The organism is Actinocorallia aurea (assembly GCF_054783995.1).
The window spans coordinates 416,110-433,407 of sequence record NZ_BAAGPQ010000015.1 but is presented as its reverse complement, the minus strand read 5'-3'; the positions used below and the strand labels follow the sequence as shown (position 1 = coordinate 433,407).

Genomic DNA, 17,298 nt, shown 5'->3' with positions numbered 1-17,298 from the left:
GGCGATCCTAGGACGGCGCGGCTGTCGCGTCCCGCACCCGTCCCGCCACGGCGGGTCAGCAGGACGTGCGCCGCACGCCATGCCGATCCGCCCCGTGCTCCTTCAGACGGGGGCGGCCAGGTGCGCCAGCAGCCTCTCGACCGGCCAGGTGTTGACCACGTCTTCGGCGGTGAGGCCGGCCCGCTGGGCGATCCCGACGCCGAAGTGCTGGTTGCCCAGGTGCGGGACGGCGTGCGCGTCGCTGTCGATGGAGAACCTGACGCCCCGGTGCCGGGCCCGCCGCACCAGGTCCGAGGGGAGGTCCGCGCGGTCGGGGAAGGAGTCGATCTCCAGGATCGTGCCGGTGCGGGCGGCAGCGTCGAACACGGCGTCCCAATCGGCGTCGACGGGCGGGCGCTTGCCTATCTTGCGCGTGGTGGGGTGGCCGATGATGTGCACGCCGGGGTTCTCGCAGGCCGCGATGAACCTGCGGGTCATCTCCTCGCGCGGCTGGGTGAAGTGCGAATGGACGCTCGCGACGCGGATGTCGAATCCTTCCAGGACCTCCAGCGGCCAGTCGACCGAGCCGTCCGGGCCGATGTTCAGCTCCGTGCCGTGCAGCAGCCGCATGGTCGGGTACTTCGCCTGGAGCGCCTCCAGCGCGGCCCGCTGCTCCAGCGCCTTGTCGAGCGTCATCCGCTGCATCGCCAGATCGGGCGCGTGGTCGGTGACCGCGTAGTAGGCGTGGCCGAGGTCCGCGGCGGCGGCGAGCATCTCCTCCAGCGACGCCACGCCGTCGGTGAGGTTCGTGTGCGTGTGCAGATCGCCCTTGAGGTCGGCCGCCTGCACCAGCTCCGGCAGCTCGTGCCTGAGCGCCGCCTCGACCTCGCCCTGGTCCTCGCGCAGCGGCGGCGGCACCCACTGCATGCCGAGGGCCGCGTAGATGTCCTCCTCGGTGGCCGCGGCGATGACGCGCTCGCCCTCGAACAGGCCGTACTCCGACAGCTTCCAGCCCTTGCGCACCGCGATCTCGCGCAGCCGCACGTTGTGGTCCTTGCCGCCGGTGAAGTAGACCAGCGCCGCGCCCCAGGACTCCGCGGGGACCAGCCGCAGGTCGATCTGGAGGCCGCGGTCGGTGCGCACCGAGGTCTTCTTGTCGCCGGAGGCGACGACCTCGGCCACGAACGGCTGCGCCTTGAGCGCCTCCATCAGGCGGGGTGAGCCGACGGCGAGGACGTCGATGTCGCCGATGGTCTCGCGCATCCGGCGCAGCGACCCGGCGTAGGCGATCCGCTCAGGCGGGCTGGACTGGGCGCCGAGCACGGAGATGACCTGCTGGGCGAGGTCGAAGGCGATGCCGCGGTGCACCCGGCCGCCGGAACTGCGCATCTGCTCGATGCCCGCGAGGAGGTTCTCGACGGTCTTGGGGCCCATGCCCTTGACGCCCTTGAGCCGCCCGGCCGCGATCGCGTCGGCCAGCGCGTCGGCGGAGTCGATGCCGAGCTCCCGGTAGAGGAACAGGGCGGTCTTCGGGCCGAGGGTGGGGATGCGGGTGAGGCGGCGCACGCCATCGGGCACCTTGGCGCGCAGGGCGTCGAGCTGGCGGAAGCTGCCGCGCGCCAGGAACTCCTCGACCTTCTTGGCGATCGCCTCGCCGACGCCCGGCACGTCGCGGACGGTGATCTCGCGGAGATCGCGTGGATGCCCCGCGATCGCCTTCGCCGCCTTCTGGTAGCTGCGCACCCGGAAGGCGTCGCCGCCGTCCAGGGCGAAGAGCTCCGCGTACTCGTTCAGCGCTTCGGCCGCCGCCTCGTTCGATCGAGCCATGCGTCCACACTACGACCGGGGTCTGACACTTTCCGCGATCACCGGCACCCCCGGGGTTCCCGGGGGTGCCGGGCCGATCAGGACGCGGCGGGGAACCGTCCGCCGCCCGAGCGGGTGAACACCACGACCGAGTTCAGCTCGTAGACCGAGAAGGCGAGGTCGTTGCGGCGGTCCCGGTCGAGGTCGGCGACGATCGCGCCGCCCGCCTGGCCGTGGCCCTCGGCGAGGACGTGGGTCGCGAAGGACCCGTCGCCGCGCTGCTCCAGCCAGAACAGGCGCGGGTCGCCGTCGCCGGAGACCGCGATGTCGATGTCGCCGTCCCCGTCGATGTCGCCGTCGCCGATGACGCCGGGGGCGGCCTGGCCCGGACGGGGCCGGGCGGTGATGCCGGCGGAGATCGCGGTCGGCGTCCAGGCCTGGCGCGGGTCCTTCGGCACCTCGTAGGTGACGACCTGGGACGCCGGGTCCGAGGAGCCGGGCGGGAAGGCGGTGTTGGTGTGGTTGGAGGCCACCCAGACGTTCTTGCGGTCGCCGCGCAGGTTCCGCACCAGCTTGATCTGGATCGACCTGCCCTGCGTGGTGTCGATCGTGTGCGTCGTGTAGACGCCCTTGCCCAGGTTCTCCAGCCAGACGTAGGACGCGCCGGACTGGAAGTACTGGGCGCTGGCGACGTCGAGGTCGCCGTCGCGGTCGATGTCGGCGACCTCGGGCAGCGCGCCGCCTCCCGCGCCGAGGGTGACCGGCTCGGTGGCGAAGCCGCCGCCGCGCACGCCCCTGAAGACCTGGACCCAGGCGTTCGCGGGGGCCTGCCCCGGCAGCATCGCGACGGGCGCGGGGAAGGACTCGCCGATCGTGACGAGGTCGAGCCGCCCGTCGCGGTCGAAGTCCACGGGCACGGCGCCGTGGTAGAAGAGCGGCTGCGTGCCGGGGGCGACGAGATCGTGCCGCGCCCAGCCCTTGCGGGTCTGCTCCCACCAGGTGAGCGAGCCGCACTTGGCGGGCGCGCACTGGAAGAAGCCCCCGGGGACGGCGATGTCGGCGTCGCCGTCGCGGTCGAAGTCGGCGACGGAAGGCTCGTTCGGGTAGGCGATTCCCGCTTCGGGGCCGAAGACGCGCTCCTTGCTCCAGGTGTCGATGTCGCGGCCCGCCTTGTAGACCGCGACCTCCCCGGACGGGGCGGGCCCGCCGGGGACGATCGTGCCGAACCCGGTGGCGACGATCTCGGGACGGCGGTCGCCGGACACGTCGGACGCGACGGAGAAGGCCGCGCCCTGGAGGGCTCCGTCCACCACGTGCCGGGTGAAGGAGGCGGGTGCGGGCGGGTCGGTGGGCTTGAGGGCCGGGCGGGCTCCTCCGGCCGAGGCCGGGAGTGCCGCACCGCAGGCGAGCCCCACCGCGAGCGGCAGGGCGAGACGGCGAACAGGGCGCATGGGCGCCACCTCCATAGGGGATGAGGAGAGGTCGCCTCTGAATACCACATGTTTCGTACTGTGGAATAGCGTTTCTCTTGTGGTAACACGCTGGGTGGTCGAGTTCCGCGCGCGGCCGCGCAGAATGTGAATAATCGTGGGCATGGCGGACGGCTGGCCCCCGGCGGGCGAGATCAGGGCGATCCTCGACACCACGGGCCGGACGCACGCGATCGCCCGAGGACTCCTGGAGGAGCACGAGCGCGCGCTGGCCGAGGTGCACAGCGCGCTGGCGCCCTTGCGGGAGGAGAAGGCCAGGGGAGAACTCGCGGGCATCCCCGTCGCCCGGCTCAAGGACGTCACCGAAGGACGGCTGCGCCTGGGCGGCCTGGAGGAGGCCGGGTACACGACGGTCCTCGACGTGCTGGACGCGCGCCCGTACGACCTCCAGCAGGTGCCCGGCGTCGGCCCGCAGACCGAACGGCAGATCACCGCGGCCGCCAAGCAGGTCGCGGCGGCCGTCGCCGAGAGCGTCGCGGTGCGGATCGACGCCGACGACCGCGAGGCGCGGCAGACGGTCCTGGTGGCGGCCCTGCACCGCCTGGTGGCCGCGGGCCCCGACCTGCCGCGCGCGGTCGAGGCCGCCCGTGCGCTCGACCGCGCCCTCGGCCCGGCCCTCGCCGACGCCGCCCCCGCGCGCGGCCGCCTGCGCAGGTTCTTCGCCGGATCACGGCGCCGCGGCCTCGCCCGCGCCGCGCTGGCCAGCCTGGCCGAGGCCGCCGCCGACGGGGACGCGCCCCGCCTCGTCGCGGACGCCGCCCTCGACCTCGCCCGGCACCCCGCCGACGCGACGGCCGCCTGGATCGACTTCGAGATCCAGGCGCCCGCCTACTACGCACTCCTTGCCGACCTCTCCGGCACGGTCCCCGACCGCGCGCGAGCCGAGGGCTTCCTCCCGCACGAGATCGCCGAGCGCGTCAACGCCCAGCCCCTCGACGCCGCCCACCGCAGGGTCACCCTCCGCGGCTACCAGGAGTTCGGCGCCCGCTTCGCCCTCGCGCAGCGGAGGGTCGTCCTCGGCGACGAGATGGGCCTCGGCAAGACCGTCCAGGCGATAGCGGCCCTCGCCCACCTGAGCGCCGAAGGGGCCGCGCACTTCCTCGTCGCCTGCCCGGCGAGCGTCCTGGTCAACTGGACACGCGAGATCGCCCGGCACAGCACCCTGAAGCCCTACAAGGCACACGGTCCGGGCAGGGCGCAAGCCATCGCGGAGTGGCGGGACACCGGGGGAGTGGCGGTGACCACCGTCGACGGGCTGCACGCTTTGAGCGCCGCACCCGTCGCGATGCTCGTCGTCGACGAGGCCCACTACGTGAAGAACCCGGAGACCCGGCGGGCCAAGGCCGTCGCGTCCTGGGCGGAGAAGGCCGAGAGGGTGCTCTTCCTCACCGGGACGCCGATGGAGAACCGCGTCGCGGAGTTCCGCAACCTCGTCACCATGCTCCAGCCCGAGCTGACGCTGGACGCCGAGGACGCCGTCGCCGGCGCGCAGGCCTTCCGCCGGGCCGTCGGACCGGCCTACCTGCGGCGCAACCAGGAGGACGTGCTCGCCGAGCTGCCGGAACTCGTGCACACCGACGAATGGGAGGAGTTCAGCCGCGCGGACCTCGCCGCCTACAGGGAGGCCGTGCAGGCGGGGAACTTCATGGCCATGCGACGGGCCGCGTACGCGGACCCGGGAAGGTCGGCGAAGCTGGAGCGGCTCAAGGAGATCATCGCCGAGGCCGCCGAGAGCGGGCACAAGGTCGTCGTCTTCTCCTACTTCAAGGACGTGCTCGCCAAGGTCGGGGAGGCGGTACCGCGCGCGCTCGGCCCGATCTCCGGAGACGTCGCGGCCGTGCGGCGCCAGGAGTTCGTCGACGCGTTCACCGCGGTGGACGGCCACGCGGTCCTGCTCGCCCAGATCCAGGCGGGCGGGGTCGGGCTCAACCTCCAGGCCGCCTCCGTCGTGGTCCTGTGCGAGCCGCAGGTCAAACCCGCGCTGGAGAGGCAGGCCGTCGCGCGGGCCCACCGGATGGGCCAGGTCCGCACCGTCCAGGTGCACCGGCTGCTCGCGCCCGACTCCGTGGACGAGCGGATGCTGGCGCTGCTCGCGGTCAAGGACAGGGTCTTCGACGCCTACGCCCGGCGCAGCGACGTCGCCGACGCCGCACCTGAGGCCGTCGACCTCTCCGACGCCGACCTCGCCCGCACCGTCGTGGCCGAGGAGCAGCGCCGTCTCGCCGCGCCGCGGTGACGGCCGCTCGGCGCCCGGGTTTCACGTGTGGGTTCCGCGTGCGGTTCCGTGGCCTTCGAAGGGCCGCCTAGCGCGCTGAGCTGCGACGATGGATCGAACACATGTTTGCTAGAACGGGTGTTCGGGGTTTAGAGTGGGCCGCATGATGCTTCAGGGTTCCCTTTTCGACCTGGCGGATGAGCCCCGTCCGGGCGAGCTGGGCCCCGCGGTCCGGCGCACCGAGCTGTCCCACGGGGCTTGGATCGACATGCGGCCGGGCTGGCTGTCGGGCTCGGCCACGCTCTTCGAGGAGCTGGAGTCGGCCGTGCCATGGCAGGCCGAGGAGCGCGTGATGTACGAGAAGGTCGTCGCCGTCCCCAGGCTGACCCGCTACTACGGCGAGCACGAGCCGCTGCCCCTGCCGATCCTCGACGATCTGCGCGATCGCCTCAGCGCGCACTACGCCGCGGAGCTGGGCGAGCCGTTCCGCACCGTCGGGCTGTGCTACTACCGCGACGGCCGCGACAGCGTCGCCTGGCACGGCGATCGCATCGGCCGCGGCAAGACCGAGGACACCATGGTCGCCCTGCTCGTCCTGGGCGCCCCACGCCCGCTGCTGCTGCGTCCGGCCGACCACAGTGGCCCCACCCTGCGCCGCGAACTGGCCCACGGCGACCTCCTCGTCATGGGCGGCTCCTGTCAGCGCACCTGGGAGCACGCCGTCCCCAAATCCGCCCACGCCACAGGCCCCCGCATCAGCGTCCAGTTCCGCCCACGCGGCGTCCGCTGACCCACCCGCCCACCCCGAGCCCCTCCAAGACCCGGACACACCCCGAGACCCGGACACACCCCGACGTTCCCTCCCTCCTCCAGGCGCGAAGTACGCCGGGCCCCGTGCCCCAGGGGGCGCGGACGCACCCTGGGGTTCACCCGCTCCGCGAGGCGCGGACGTACGTCGGGGTTCGCGTAGTCCGGGGGGCGGATGCGGTGCGCGATCCGCGCTTCCCGGTGAGGTGGGGCCTTCGCGAGTGCGGGTCGTGCAGGTGCGGGAGCGGGGGCGGACAGGGGGGTGAAAAGGCTTTGCGGGGGTGGGGAGGTGCGATCTAGGTTGGCGGGATGTCGTCGTTGCCGGAGTTCTATGTGGCCGTGGACGTCGAGGCCGACGGGCCCATTCCAGGGCCGTACAGCATGCTGTCGCTGGGCATGGCGGTGGTGGGCCGGCCCGATCTGCGGTTCTACACCGAGATCCGGCCGATCTCGGCGGAGTTCGAGCCCGCGGCCCTGGCGGTCAGCGGGCTCGACCGCGACAGGCTGCTGCGCGAGGCGCCGCCCGCGAAGGAGGCGATGGCCGCGGCCGCCGCGTGGATCCACGGGCTGCGCCGCGAGGGCCGGCCCGTCTTCCTCGCCGGCCCCGCGGTCTTCGACGGCATGTACCTGCACTGGTACTTCGTGCGCTTCCTGGGCCGCAGCCCGTTCAACGCCAGCGGAGCCGGAATCGACCTGCGCAGCTACTGGATGGGCCTCACCGGCGACGAGTGGGTGAGCACCCGCAAGAGCGTCATCAAGCAGAAGCTCAAGATCACCGGGCTGCCGCACACCCACCACGCGGGCGAGGACGCCGCCGAACTCGCCGCCGTCTTCGAGGCGATCCTCGCCGACCGCGACACCCGCGCGGCCGCCGCGCAGTCCCCTCGCCGCCCCCGGCCCCCCGCCCCCGAGCCCACCTGACCCCGCGCCGTCGCTGCGAAGACCGCTCGCCTGGCTTCGCCTGCGCGGGACGCGCTTCCAGGCCGCTGTGGTGCGGCGCGTCGCCCGCGGCTGGACCCGGCCCTCGCGGCGGAGTTCCCGGGGGCTCGGGCCGGGAGCGGGGTCAGGGGCGGTCGGGGCCGGTGAGGAAGCTGCGGCAGTAGCTGCGCATGGCGATCTTCACTTCGCGGATCATCTCGGTGCGGGCGGGTTCGGACTCGTCGTCCACGAGGCGGAGGAGCTGGTCGCCGATGCTGTTGGTGATGCGAGCGCCCATGGGGGTGAGGCGGAGGGCGCCGTCGGAGGCGCTCTGGAGCAGGTCGGTGATGGTGCGGTAGATGTAGTCGTTGACCTCCCGGCCGGCCTCCTTGGCCACCGTGGTCAGGCGGTTGTTCAGCCACAGCTCCCGGACCGACGGGCGCCCGTAGAACCCGGCGTAGGTGTCGACGACGGCGTCGACCACGGACTCCCAGTCGGGGTAGGCGCGCCCGGCGAGCGCGTCGACCAGTTCGCCCGCGCTCTGGAAGTAGCGCAGCCCCAGCGCCTCCAGGACCGCCTCGCCGCCCTCGAAGTAGTGGTAGAAGACGCCGGTCGTGACGCCGGCCCGCTCGATGATCGGCCACGGCGTGGCCACGAGCGCCTCGTAGCCGACCTCGCCGAGCAGTTCGTCGGCCGCGTCGAGGATCGCGCGGACCTTCGCCTTGCTGCGCTCCTGCGTCGGCGGGCGGCGCATCGCCGCCGCGAGGTCGATCAACGGGCTGTGGCTCACGTCATGTCCTCCGGGCTCCGGACCACCTTAGCGGCCTCGATCTGCGGCTCCTCCCTTCGCGATCACGGGGCGGCCATGTGGACGATCACCTGCGAAGACACCTCTTGACGCGGGGAGCTTCCATGCCCCAGACTACCCGAAATCAAAATAGAGTCCATTTCGATTTTGGAGCCCGATCCCGTGTCGTCCCCCACCGCCATCACCATCCCCGACTGGTCCACCCCGCTGTACCACCCCGCCCCGCACCACTTCCGCGACTGCACCCGCGTGATGCTGCTCTGCGGCGTCGAGGAGGGCGTCACCCGCCGCCTGCTGCCCGAGCCGCTGGAGCCCATCGGCGACTTCGTCGTCGTGAGCTGGCTGCTCATCGGCGACGTCGACGGCTACAAGGGCTCCCACAACGTCGCGTTCAACGTGCCCTGCCGCTTCGAGGAGCACGTCGGCAAGTTCTGCTCGCTGGAGTACATCGACATCGACATGGGCCTCGCCGCGGGCCGCGAGATGTGGCCCTGGCCCAAGAAGGGCGGCGAGTTCACCTGGGAGCAGACCCCCGAGCGCTTCGACCTGGAGTGCCGCCGCCACGGCGACGTCCTGATCCGCTCGGAGATCACCGTGCACCCCGAGCAGGCCGGCGCCTGGCCCGCCGAGCTGAACGTGCCGGACATGGGCGTGTGCAACCTCCAGGTGCGCAACCTCGCCCGGGACCACGCCTCCAAGCCGGAGATCGCGCAGGTCATCCGGGTCGACTACCCCAACAGCGTCCTGCACTCGAGCTTCCGGGCCGAAGGTACCCTCACGCTCACGGACGGCCCCCGTGACCCCTTCGGCCCGCTCGGTGAGATCCGCGTCCTCGCCGCCCGCGTGGACACCCAGGAGTTCGACTTCGACCTCGGCCAGGTCGTCGGCTCCCGCAGCATCTGACCTCCTCCGTCCCCCTAGTTCCACAGGAGAAGAACCATGTCGGTCATCACCACCCGGGTCGCGGGCCTGCTCGGCGTCACTGCCCTGGGCCTCGGACTGCTCACCGCCTGCGGAGGATCGGACTCCCGCACGGCCGCCGACGGCGCCCCGTCCTACGGTGAGTGCAAGGTGAGCGGCGAGTACGGCTCGCACAAGCTCACCACCGTGGACGACGGCGTCCTCACCATCCAGGCCGCCCTGCCCGCGCCCGGCGACTACAACGGAGACACCCCGCAGGGCGTGAAGAGCGGCTACTCCTACTGCCTGGCCGCGGAGATCGCCAACCGCGGCGGCGTCCCCGGCCTCGAGCTGAAGAACGTCTCCTTCGACGCCCTGGTCAGCGGCCGCACGAAGGACTACGACCTGACGATCTACCAGCTCTACAAGACGCCGGAGCGCGAGAAGGTCGCGGACTTCACCGACCCGTACCTGAACGTCAAGAGCGGCGTCCTCGTCCGGTCCGACAGCACCCTGGACGCCACGACGATCAAGGACGCCAAGATCGGCATCCTGCTCGGCTCCGTCCAGGACGCGTTCGTCAACGAGGAGCTCCGGCCGGCGCAGAAGGCGAGCCAGTACCAGTCGATCAACGACATGATGACGGCCCTTCGCGCGAAGCAGATCGACGCCGTCATCCTCGACACCACCCTCGTGATGCTCAACGCGCAGCAGATCGGCGACTCGGTCAAGGTGGTCGGCCAGTACGAGGTCGGCGGTGACGCGGCGGTGATGCTGCCGAAGGGGTCGGCCAACACCTCGGTCGTCAACGAGATCATCGGTGAGATGAAGGCCGACGGGACGCTCGACCGGATCTTCACCGAGCAGTTCGAGTCGTTCCTCGGCGGCAACCCCGACGACCTGCCCGTGTGGTCCGCGTCGTGACGGCCTCCGTCGAGATCCCCGTGGGCGCGAAGGCGCCCGTGCCGCCGCCCAGGTCCCGGCCGCTCAACATCGCGGCCTGGACGGGCGCCGCCCTGACCGTCGCGGCGACCGTCGCGGTGACGGCCGGCGCGGTGCACCGGCTGGAGACGGGCTCGGTGGTCGTCCTGGCGGCGGCCGTGGTCGCCGTGGTCGTCGTCGGCATCCCGGCGTGGCAGGGGCTGCGCGGTTCGGCGGCGGCGGCGAAGGCGCTGTCCGGCGGGCGGATCAGCGAGGCCCGCAAGGCCGCGGCCGGGTCCCGGGACTCGTCGTGGACCGCGCTGGGCGTCGCGGGCTTCTGCCTGTGCCTCCTCGCGCTCGTCTTCTTCCTCACCGTCAGCGACGGGGTCGTCCGCGAGACGTTCCTGCGCTGGGACCTGATGCGGACCAGCTTCGCCGAGACGGCCAAGGCGCTCTGGTACAACGTGCTCATCGCCGTCGTCGCCGAGGCGCTGGTGCTGGTGCTCGGCCTGCTGCTGGCGCTCGCCCGGCTCGCCCCCGGCAAGGGCGGCAGGCCGCTGCGCCTGCTCGCCGTCGCCTACATCGACCTGTTCCGCGGCCTGCCGGCCATCGTGGTGATCTACCTCGTGGCGTTCGGCATCCCGCTGGCCGGTATCCCGGTGCTCAGCGACGCGCCGCCCGTCGTCTACGCGATCGTCGCCCTCACCCTCACCTACAGCGCCTACAACGCCGAGCTGTACCGGTCGGCCATCGAGTCGATCCACCCCAGCCAGGAGTCGGCGGCGCTCTCGCTCGGCCTGTCCCGCGCGCACACCCTGCGGTACGTGATCCTGCCGCAGGCCGTCCGCCGGATCGTCCCGCCGCTGCTCGGCGCGTTCGTCGCCCTGCAGAAGGACACCGCGCTGGTGAACGTCGTCGGCATCATCGACGCGTTCGCCCAGGCCAAGATCTACTCCGCCAACTACTACAACCTGTCCTCGGTCACCGTCGTCTGCCTGCTGTTCGTGGTCATCACCATCCCGCAGACCCGGTTCGTCGACTACCTGCTGGCGCGCGGCGGAAGGAAGTCCTCATGAGCCCGCTCATCGAACTGCGCGGCGTCACCAAGTCCTACGGGGACCACACCGTGCTGCACGGCGTCGACCTGGACGTCGCCGCGCACGAGGTGATCAGCCTGATCGGCGCGTCCGGGTGCGGCAAGTCCACGCTGCTGCGGTGCGTCAACGGGCTGGAGGCGATCGACGGCGGCGAGATCGCGGTGGACGGGGACGTCGTCTCCGGCCCCGGGGTGGATCTCGTGCGGCTGCGGCGGCAGGTCGGCATGGTCTTCCAGAGCTTCAACCTGTTCCCGCACATGACCGTCCTGCAGAACGCCGTCCTCGCGCCGGTGAAGACGGGCCTGTGCACGAAGGCCGAGGCCGAGGAGCGGGCCATGGCGATGCTGGGGAGGGTCGGGCTCGCCGACAAGGCGGGGTCCTATCCCGACCGGATGTCCGGCGGCCAGCAGCAGCGCGCGGCGATCGCCCGCACGATGCTGATGAGCCCCCGCATCCTCCTGCTCGACGAGATCACCTCCGCGCTCGACCCGGAACTGGTCATCGAGGTCCTGGACATGGTCCGCGACCTCGCCGAAAGCGGGATGACGATGCTGCTCACCACGCACGAGATGGGGTTCGCCCGCGAGATCTCCTCCCGGATCTGCTTCCTGCACGGCGGCGGCATCCTGGAGCAGGGGCCGCCGGCCCAGATCTTCGACGATCCCCGCGAGCAGCGCACCCGCGACTTCCTGCGCAAGGTGTCCCTGGCCGGACGCCTCTGAGTCCGGGCCGGTCCGCGGAGGAGCCCGGACCGGGCCCGTCACCTGGAAGGTCCACCGCTGCCCGAGCGCGTGCACGCACCCGGGCCGCGCCGCGTCGCGGTCCTCGCCCGCTGAGGCGGCGAGGCGCCCGCGGCATCCCGGAGCAGGCGCCCGCGCCGTCTGCGGGGAAGCGGCCCATGGGGCCGCCCGGGGCCGGTACGGTGGTCACCGGGAGGCGCACGCATGTTCGAAGTGATGTCGGCGGGCAGCGCCGAGGACGCGTATCGGCTGAGCGCGGATTTCGGCTACCCGTATCCGGGGCGGCGCGCGGAGGAGATCCGCTGCTTCGTCGGGGATCTGGAGATCGACGACGACCTGGTGTCCGACTTCGTCGACCACCCCGTCCACCACGTCGTCGTGGACGGCGACCTGTCCGTCCGGGGCGACCTCGACTGGGCGACCGACGGGTTCGGGGTGTTCTTCCTCGTCACCGGACGGCTGCGGGCGCGCAACGTGCTGCTGCACGGCGGGCCGGAGGTGGCGGTGCGGGGAGCGCTCGACGTGCGCGGCGCGGTGGTGGGCGCGCACGAGGGCCCGGGAGGCGGCTTCCTGCGCGCGCACGGTCCCGCCGAGTTCCAGCTGGCGGTCGCCACCTCGGACTTTCACCTCGACTTCCGCGCGCCGGTCTCCGGCACGGTCGCCGTCGCGGCGGGCGCGACCGTCCACGGCGTCGCCGACCCGCGCGAGGCCGGGACCCTTCTCGTCCCCGAACTCCTCGACGCCGCGGGGCGTCCCCTGGGCCACGAGATCGCCGACTCGCTGCGCTCCCGCCGCCCGCTCTTCGCCTGACCGCGCCCCTCGCGGGCGGGGGTCGCGCCGTGGAATTTCTCCAATAAAACGGAATGATCGCTTGAAAAGCGACAAAACCCTTTGAGGTTCTTTGCGTTAGCAGGCTTCGCGGCGGCGTGCGGCGGCTCGCGCGCGAACGGTCGGATGCGGGGGCGGCGGGAACCGGAACGGCGACATGCGGGCCGCCTGGCGCGCGGTGGTGCGCGGAGCGCGCATTCCGGCCGCCTCGCCCTGGGCGGATTCTTCCGTCCGAAAAAGGGATCGCGCGTCGGGCGAGGGCGGCGGAAATGCGCCGGGCGGTGCCCGGCGGCGCCGGTCGCGGCGCAATTATCTGCGGTAACGCGACGCCGTCACGGGAAGTATTGCGACGGCGACGATGCGGGTTCGGGCGGCACGGCGGTCGGCACGCTTATCGGGCGCTTCTTTCCGGCAGAAGGTGCCGCCTGGGAAGGTGTTGCCGTTTTCCGGGGAACGCGGTCGGTTCGGGGTCCGCGGGGGAGCGCCATTCCGTCGTCCGGGGCCTCGGCGGGGTTTCGGCGCGGTGGATGGGGTCGCCGGCGGGGGAGGGCGGCGGTGGGCGGGGTGTCGTTGTGTCTGCCGCATTACCGGTTCTGACGGGCGTGTCGGCGCTGGACCGGGCCCGGTGGAGCACGGGATGGGCGGTTTCGGTACGGCGCCGCGGCGTTTCTGCAGATCGGGTCAGGTTTGTCAGGGGCGCGACAGAATGGACGTCGGCGCAAATGGATGGAGTGGTGCGGCCGGAGGTCGTCCGGGAAGGGGTGTCCCGACGGAAAGATCATGGTTCCCGGATGTTCTTCCGGGGGAAACTTTGGAAGCATGGGGGGCGATAGTTCGCCTTTGCCGCATGATGCCGATGCGCCGGTCCGCCGAAAAGGCGTTAACGCAAAAAGTGGAGTGTTCGTTCATGCGTGTGGACGTTTAAATGCTGGGCGCGGTCGGGAGAGGCGGGAAGGTGCCGATACGCGGAACGGTCCGACGCCCGCATCCGGGGCTTCCGGCGCGGGAGGTGCGCGACGACAGGGCCCAGGCGATCTGGCTCGTCGGTTGCCACGGCGGGGCCGGGGCGACGACGCTCGCGTCGCTGCTCGGGATGCGCGACGCGGGCCGGTGCTGGCCCGTCCCCCAAACGGGGCGCGCCAACGTGGTGCTGGTCGCCCATCCGGACGCGCCGGGCATGCGGGCCGTCCATGTCGCGGCCCGCCAGCACGCCGAGCATCCCGCCCTCAGGAACGGGATCAACCTTCTCGGCCTGGTCCTCAACTCGTGGGCGCCGGGCCGCCTTCCACGCGACCTGCGCCAGTTGCGGGAGTCCCTCGGCGCGGCGGTGCCCCACGTCTGGGAGGTCGAGTACATCGGCGCGCTGCGGCTCGGCAGGCAGCCGTCCGAGGTGGGCCGCCTGCCGCGCTCGCTGCGTCTCCTGCGCCGCGACCTGGTGAACGAGGGCTGGGTGAGCTCCCTCCAGAGCATCAACCGCGAGGGTGTCTGAGCACGTGCTAGCTTGGCGGCATGGCCGGTCCTGAGGCATCCAGGGTGGGGGCTCTCGGTCACCCGTCAGCCCCCTGAGAACAGTGAAGCGTGTCCTTTCGTCCCGGCGCTGAGGCGCGGGACAGGGCGCTGACCGCGGTGACCAGACGACGTTTCCACGTCTCTTCTCACCTCGGGATCTCTCGATGCCTTTCTCGCTCTACCTTCTCGCCGTGGCGGTGTTCGCCATGGGCACGTCGGAGTTCATGCTCGCCGGGCTGCTCCCGGACATCGCCGCCGATCTGGACGTGCCCGTCGCGGACGCGGGCCTGCTCACCTCGGCGTTCGCCGTCGGCATGGCGGCGGGCGCGCCCCTGACGGCGGCCCTGGCCCGCCGGTGGCCGCGCCGCATCGCCCTGCCGGCCCTTCTCGGCGTCTTCTGCGCGGCCCACGTCGTCGGGGCCGTCGCGGACGACCTCTCCGTGCTGCTGCTCAGCCGGGTCGTCGCGGCGCTCGCGAACGCCGGGTTCCTCGCGGTCGCGTTGACGGCGGCGATCGCGCTCGTCCCCGCCGACCGGAAGGGCAGGGCCCTGGCGGTGCTGCTGGGCGGCACCACTGCGGCGACCGTCGCGGGGGTGCCGGGCGGGGCGCTGCTCGGGGCGCTGCTCGGCTGGCGGGCCGCGTTCTGGGCGGTCGCGCTGGTGTGCGCGCCGGTCGCGCTAGGGGTGCTGCGCGGCGTCCCGGACGGCAGGGCAGACGCGCCCGCCGGGCCCCGGCTCGGCAGGGAACTCGCCGAACTGCGGCGGCCCGGCCTCGCCGTCGTCCTGACGGCCACGGCCCTGGTCACCGCGGGGACGTTCGGCGCCTTCACGTTCCTCGCGCCGGTCGTCACGGAGGCGGCGGGACTCGGGCCGTTGTGGGTGCCCGGCGCGTTCGTGCTGTTCGGGGCGGGTTCGTTCGCGGGCGTCGCCTTCGCCGGACGGCTGTCTGACACCCGTCCCACGGCAGTTCTCGCCGTCTGCGGGCCGCTCCTGCCGCTCGGTTGGGCGGCGTTCGCGCTCGCCGCGCCGCACCCGGCGGCCCTGCTCGTGCTGATGTTCGCGCAGGGCGGGCTCGCCTTCGCGGTCGGGAGCACGCTCATCGCCCGCGTCCTCTACGAGGCCGCCGGAGCGCCGACCATGGCGGGGTCCTACGCCACGGCGTCCCTGAACGTCGGCGCGGCGGCGGGTCCCGTCCTCGCCGCGAGCACGCTCGACGCCGCGGCGACCGGTCCGGCGTGGACGGCCGCGGCCCTCGCCGGCACGGCCCTGCTCTGCGCTCCGTTCCACCGCGCGCTCACCGCCCGTGAAGCGGAGGAGGCCGGGCCGCGGACGCCCTGACGGCGTGCGGGGCGGTCGGGGAGCTGAGGCTGGCTTCCCGGCCGCCCCTCCTGCGGCGCGCCGCGTCGCCCGGGACCGTGCGGACGGGCCCGGACGGCGGGGTGCGGCGCGCCGAGGTCGAGGCCGCGGACGGCGTCAGGTGGCGTCGGGGGACGTCCTGCGCCGCGACGGCAGGGTGATGCGACGGAAAGGGCTCGGTGTTCTGGAGGCGTCGCCGGACGGGGTCGGCGGCGCGGTCGGCGCGGACGTGTTCCGGGTGAGCGCCGCCGTGTTGTGGGTGAGCGCCGCGTGCGTGGCGGTCAGCTCGGCCCGCGCGGTGTGCACCGCGTGGTGCAGGGCGCTGAGTTCGCGCCGCAGCCTGTCGGTCTCCATGACCAGGTGCAGCGGCTCGGCGCCGCCGAGGTGGGCGACCCAGGCGCGCAGGTGCGCGTTCTCGGCCTCCAGCTCCTCGATCCGGGCCCGCCGCGAACCCCAGGACGCGGGCCGCCGCGCCACCGCCGTCGCCGCGGGCCACGGCGCGAACGGCTGCGCCGCCCGGTAGGGCAGGTACTGCGCGGCCGCCGGATGCAGCGGCAGCGGCGCGGGCGGCACGGGCCCGCCCTCCTCCGCCCTGGCCCGCGCATCCTCGGCCGCCGGCCGGAACTGCACCGCCGTGGGCGGAGCCGCCTTCCGCACGCCGCCTTCGACACCACCATCGAGATCCGGCTCACCGCTCACACCGGCACCGGAAGAACCTTGTCGGGGGGACATGTCCCCAACATAGTCGCCCCCGGTGACCGAACGGACACGAAAAAAGATGATTCCGCGGAGAATCTCGCGACCGATACCGTTCTGTCACCACAGCCAGCGGGCTCGCCTGGACTTGGCAGCCTCGGGCGCCTCCTCGTGCTCCAGGACGTGTGAGCGACCGCAGGGCGTCGATGGGGAGAGGCCAGGATCCGTTCGGTGGACGCCGTGGCGTGGGTGCGCTTCGGCATGGCCTTGAAACGTCGCCACGGCGGCGGTGACCGAGCCCTTGGGGCGCGGATGCGGGCGGAGGAGCGCGGTGGCATGCTCGGCTTCACCTGGACGGGGCTCCGCGCCGTGATAAGGGATGTGGGGGACACGGCGTCCATGCCGGGAAAGTGGTGTGCCGGTTCGAGATGGAAAATCGACGAAGGGGTGTGGGTATGCGCAGGGTGGTTTTGGGGTCGGCCTCTAAGACTCGGCGGGGGATTTTGGAGCGGGCCGGGGTGGGGGTCGAGGTTTTTGTCAGTGGGGTGGATGAGGATGGGGTGCGGGCTGGGTCTGTGGGGGAGTTGGTGGAGGTGTTGGCGGTGAGCAAGGCTCGGGCGGTTGCCAAGGAGGTGGGGGATGCTGTGGTGATCGGGTGCGATTCGTTGCTGGAGTTCGAGGGGCGGGGGCTGGGGAAGCCGAAGAGTGATGAGGAGGCTGTGGGGTGGTGGTTGGAGCGGAGGGGGAAGAGCGGGGTGCTGCGCACCGGGCACTGTGTGATCGACGGGGCGACGGGGCGGGAGGCCACGGCGGTGGGGTCGACCGTGGTGCGGTTCGCGGAGCCCTCCGAGGCGGAGATCCGGGCTTATGTTGCTTCGGGGGAGCCTTCGGCGGTGGCGGGGGCGTTCACCATCGACGGGATCGGGGCCTGGTTCGTCGAGGGGATGGACGGCGACAGCAACAACGTGCTGGGGTTGTCGGTCGTGGTGCTCGGGGGGCTGCTGCGCGAGTTGGGGATCGAGCACACCGAACTCTGGAGCCGCTGAACCACGGGCGCGGCGGGAGACCTGCGGCGCGCCCTCACGCGGTGCGCCTCGCCTGGAGGTAGGCCTGGAAGCGGAAAAGCCCCCGGGAGGGGGCTTGAGGGGGGCGGTGGGCCTCCGGGGGGCGTGGAGGGGCCCACCGCCGGTCAGGGGGCGCGGGAAGGCCGCCTGGCGGCCTGCGTGAGG

The 17,298-nt window shown here is 72.5% G+C and carries 15 protein-coding genes; 11 read left to right on the top strand and 4 right to left on the bottom strand.

What is annotated here, in order from left to right; genetic code table 11:
- Positions 1 to 102: 102 nt before the first annotated feature.
- Positions 103 to 1,806, bottom strand: a complete 1,704-nt coding sequence (gene polX, locus ACYVOM_RS21795; protein ID WP_460305289.1) for a DNA polymerase/3'-5' exonuclease PolX — start codon at positions 1,804 to 1,806, stop codon at positions 103 to 105.
- A gap of 77 nt (positions 1,807 to 1,883) precedes the next feature.
- Positions 1,884 to 3,236 carry an FG-GAP repeat domain-containing protein gene (locus ACYVOM_RS21790; RefSeq protein ID WP_460305288.1) on the bottom strand — a complete coding sequence of 451 codons (1,353 nt, stop codon included), beginning with the start codon at positions 3,234 to 3,236 and terminating at the stop codon, positions 1,884 to 1,886.
- Positions 3,237 to 3,378: 142 nt separating this feature from the next.
- Between ACYVOM_RS21790 and ACYVOM_RS21785 the strand changes: the two genes are divergently transcribed.
- The 3 genes from ACYVOM_RS21785 (at position 3,379) to ACYVOM_RS21775 (ending at position 7,218) form a co-directional block, all read left to right on the top strand.
- Positions 3,379 to 5,511 carry a DEAD/DEAH box helicase gene (locus tag ACYVOM_RS21785; protein ID WP_460305287.1) on the top strand — a complete coding sequence of 711 codons (2,133 nt, stop codon included), beginning with the start codon at positions 3,379 to 3,381 and terminating at the stop codon, positions 5,509 to 5,511.
- Positions 5,512 to 5,653: 142 nt separating this feature from the next.
- Positions 5,654 to 6,280 (top strand): alpha-ketoglutarate-dependent dioxygenase AlkB, encoded by a 627-nt coding sequence (locus ACYVOM_RS21780; protein ID WP_460305286.1) that lies wholly within the window; start codon positions 5,654 to 5,656, stop codon positions 6,278 to 6,280.
- A gap of 326 nt (positions 6,281 to 6,606) precedes the next feature.
- Entirely contained in the window at positions 6,607 to 7,218 is a 612-nt protein-coding gene (locus ACYVOM_RS21775) for an exonuclease (protein ID WP_460305285.1), read from the top strand.
- A gap of 142 nt (positions 7,219 to 7,360) precedes the next feature.
- Here ACYVOM_RS21775 and ACYVOM_RS21770 read toward each other — a convergent pair whose 3' ends face one another.
- A complete protein-coding gene (locus ACYVOM_RS21770; protein WP_460305284.1) occupies positions 7,361 to 8,005 on the bottom strand; it encodes a TetR/AcrR family transcriptional regulator in 645 nt (214 codons plus the stop codon).
- Positions 8,006 to 8,185: 180 nt separating this feature from the next.
- Here ACYVOM_RS21770 and ACYVOM_RS21765 point away from each other — a divergent pair, with 180 nt between their 5' ends.
- The 7 genes from ACYVOM_RS21765 (at position 8,186) to ACYVOM_RS21735 (ending at position 15,355) form a co-directional block, all read left to right on the top strand.
- Entirely contained in the window at positions 8,186 to 8,926 is a 741-nt protein-coding gene (locus ACYVOM_RS21765) for an acetoacetate decarboxylase family protein (RefSeq protein WP_460305283.1), read from the top strand.
- Positions 8,927 to 8,962: 36 nt separating this feature from the next.
- The gene (locus ACYVOM_RS21760) at positions 8,963 to 9,847 is read left to right on the top strand and encodes an ABC transporter substrate-binding protein (protein ID WP_460305282.1); all 885 of its coding nucleotides are present in this window, start codon (positions 8,963 to 8,965) and stop codon (positions 9,845 to 9,847) included.
- Positions 9,844 to 10,920 carry an amino acid ABC transporter permease gene (locus ACYVOM_RS21755; protein ID WP_460305281.1) on the top strand — a complete coding sequence of 359 codons (1,077 nt, stop codon included), beginning with the start codon at positions 9,844 to 9,846 and terminating at the stop codon, positions 10,918 to 10,920. The genes ACYVOM_RS21760 and ACYVOM_RS21755 overlap by 4 nt, the downstream gene beginning before the upstream one ends.
- Entirely contained in the window at positions 10,917 to 11,663 is a 747-nt protein-coding gene (locus ACYVOM_RS21750) for an amino acid ABC transporter ATP-binding protein (protein WP_460305280.1), read from the top strand. Before ACYVOM_RS21755 ends, ACYVOM_RS21750 begins: the two co-directional genes overlap by 4 nt.
- A 222-nt stretch (positions 11,664 to 11,885) precedes the next feature.
- A complete protein-coding gene (locus ACYVOM_RS21745; RefSeq protein WP_460305279.1) occupies positions 11,886 to 12,491 on the top strand; it encodes a hypothetical protein in 606 nt (201 codons plus the stop codon).
- A 1,027-nt stretch (positions 12,492 to 13,518) separates the two neighbouring features.
- On the top strand, positions 13,519 to 13,998 hold the full coding sequence (locus ACYVOM_RS21740) for a DUF6668 family protein (protein ID WP_460305278.1): 480 nt from the start codon (positions 13,519 to 13,521) through the stop codon (positions 13,996 to 13,998).
- Between the two features lie 184 nt (positions 13,999 to 14,182).
- On the top strand, positions 14,183 to 15,355 hold the full coding sequence (locus tag ACYVOM_RS21735) for a Cmx/CmrA family chloramphenicol efflux MFS transporter (protein WP_460305277.1): 1,173 nt from the start codon (positions 14,183 to 14,185) through the stop codon (positions 15,353 to 15,355).
- Positions 15,356 to 15,490: 135 nt separating this feature from the next.
- Here the strand turns inward: ACYVOM_RS21735 and ACYVOM_RS21730 are convergent, their stop codons facing one another.
- Positions 15,491 to 16,072 carry a hypothetical protein gene (locus ACYVOM_RS21730; RefSeq protein WP_460305276.1) on the bottom strand — a complete coding sequence of 194 codons (582 nt, stop codon included), beginning with the start codon at positions 16,070 to 16,072 and terminating at the stop codon, positions 15,491 to 15,493.
- Between the two features lie 452 nt (positions 16,073 to 16,524).
- On the opposite strand from ACYVOM_RS21730, the gene ACYVOM_RS21725 reads away from it, so the two are divergent.
- The gene (locus ACYVOM_RS21725) at positions 16,525 to 17,115 is read left to right on the top strand and encodes a Maf family protein (RefSeq protein WP_460305275.1); all 591 of its coding nucleotides are present in this window, start codon (positions 16,525 to 16,527) and stop codon (positions 17,113 to 17,115) included.
- The last annotated feature ends 183 nt before the right edge of the window (positions 17,116 to 17,298 follow it).

Excerpts from the sequence above, each read along its gene's own strand:
- ACYVOM_RS21735 (WP_460305277.1), top strand. The coding sequence starts at position 14,183 with ATGCCTTTCTCGCTCTACCTTCTCGCCGTGGCGGTGTTCGCCATGGGC.
- polX (WP_460305289.1), bottom strand. The coding sequence starts at position 1,806 with ATGGCTCGATCGAACGAGGCGGCGGCCGAAGCGCTGAACGAGTACGCG.
- ACYVOM_RS21790 (WP_460305288.1), bottom strand. The coding sequence starts at position 3,236 with ATGCGCCCTGTTCGCCGTCTCGCCCTGCCGCTCGCGGTGGGGCTCGCC.
- ACYVOM_RS21775 (WP_460305285.1), top strand. The coding sequence starts at position 6,607 with ATGTCGTCGTTGCCGGAGTTCTATGTGGCCGTGGACGTCGAGGCCGAC.
- ACYVOM_RS21725 (WP_460305275.1), top strand. The coding sequence starts at position 16,525 with ATGCGCAGGGTGGTTTTGGGGTCGGCCTCTAAGACTCGGCGGGGGATT.
- ACYVOM_RS21745 (WP_460305279.1), top strand. The coding sequence starts at position 11,886 with ATGTTCGAAGTGATGTCGGCGGGCAGCGCCGAGGACGCGTATCGGCTG.
- ACYVOM_RS21785 (WP_460305287.1), top strand. The coding sequence starts at position 3,379 with ATGGCGGACGGCTGGCCCCCGGCGGGCGAGATCAGGGCGATCCTCGAC.
- ACYVOM_RS21750 (WP_460305280.1), top strand. The coding sequence starts at position 10,917 with ATGAGCCCGCTCATCGAACTGCGCGGCGTCACCAAGTCCTACGGGGAC.
- ACYVOM_RS21760 (WP_460305282.1), top strand. The coding sequence starts at position 8,963 with ATGTCGGTCATCACCACCCGGGTCGCGGGCCTGCTCGGCGTCACTGCC.
- ACYVOM_RS21780 (WP_460305286.1), top strand. The coding sequence starts at position 5,654 with ATGATGCTTCAGGGTTCCCTTTTCGACCTGGCGGATGAGCCCCGTCCG.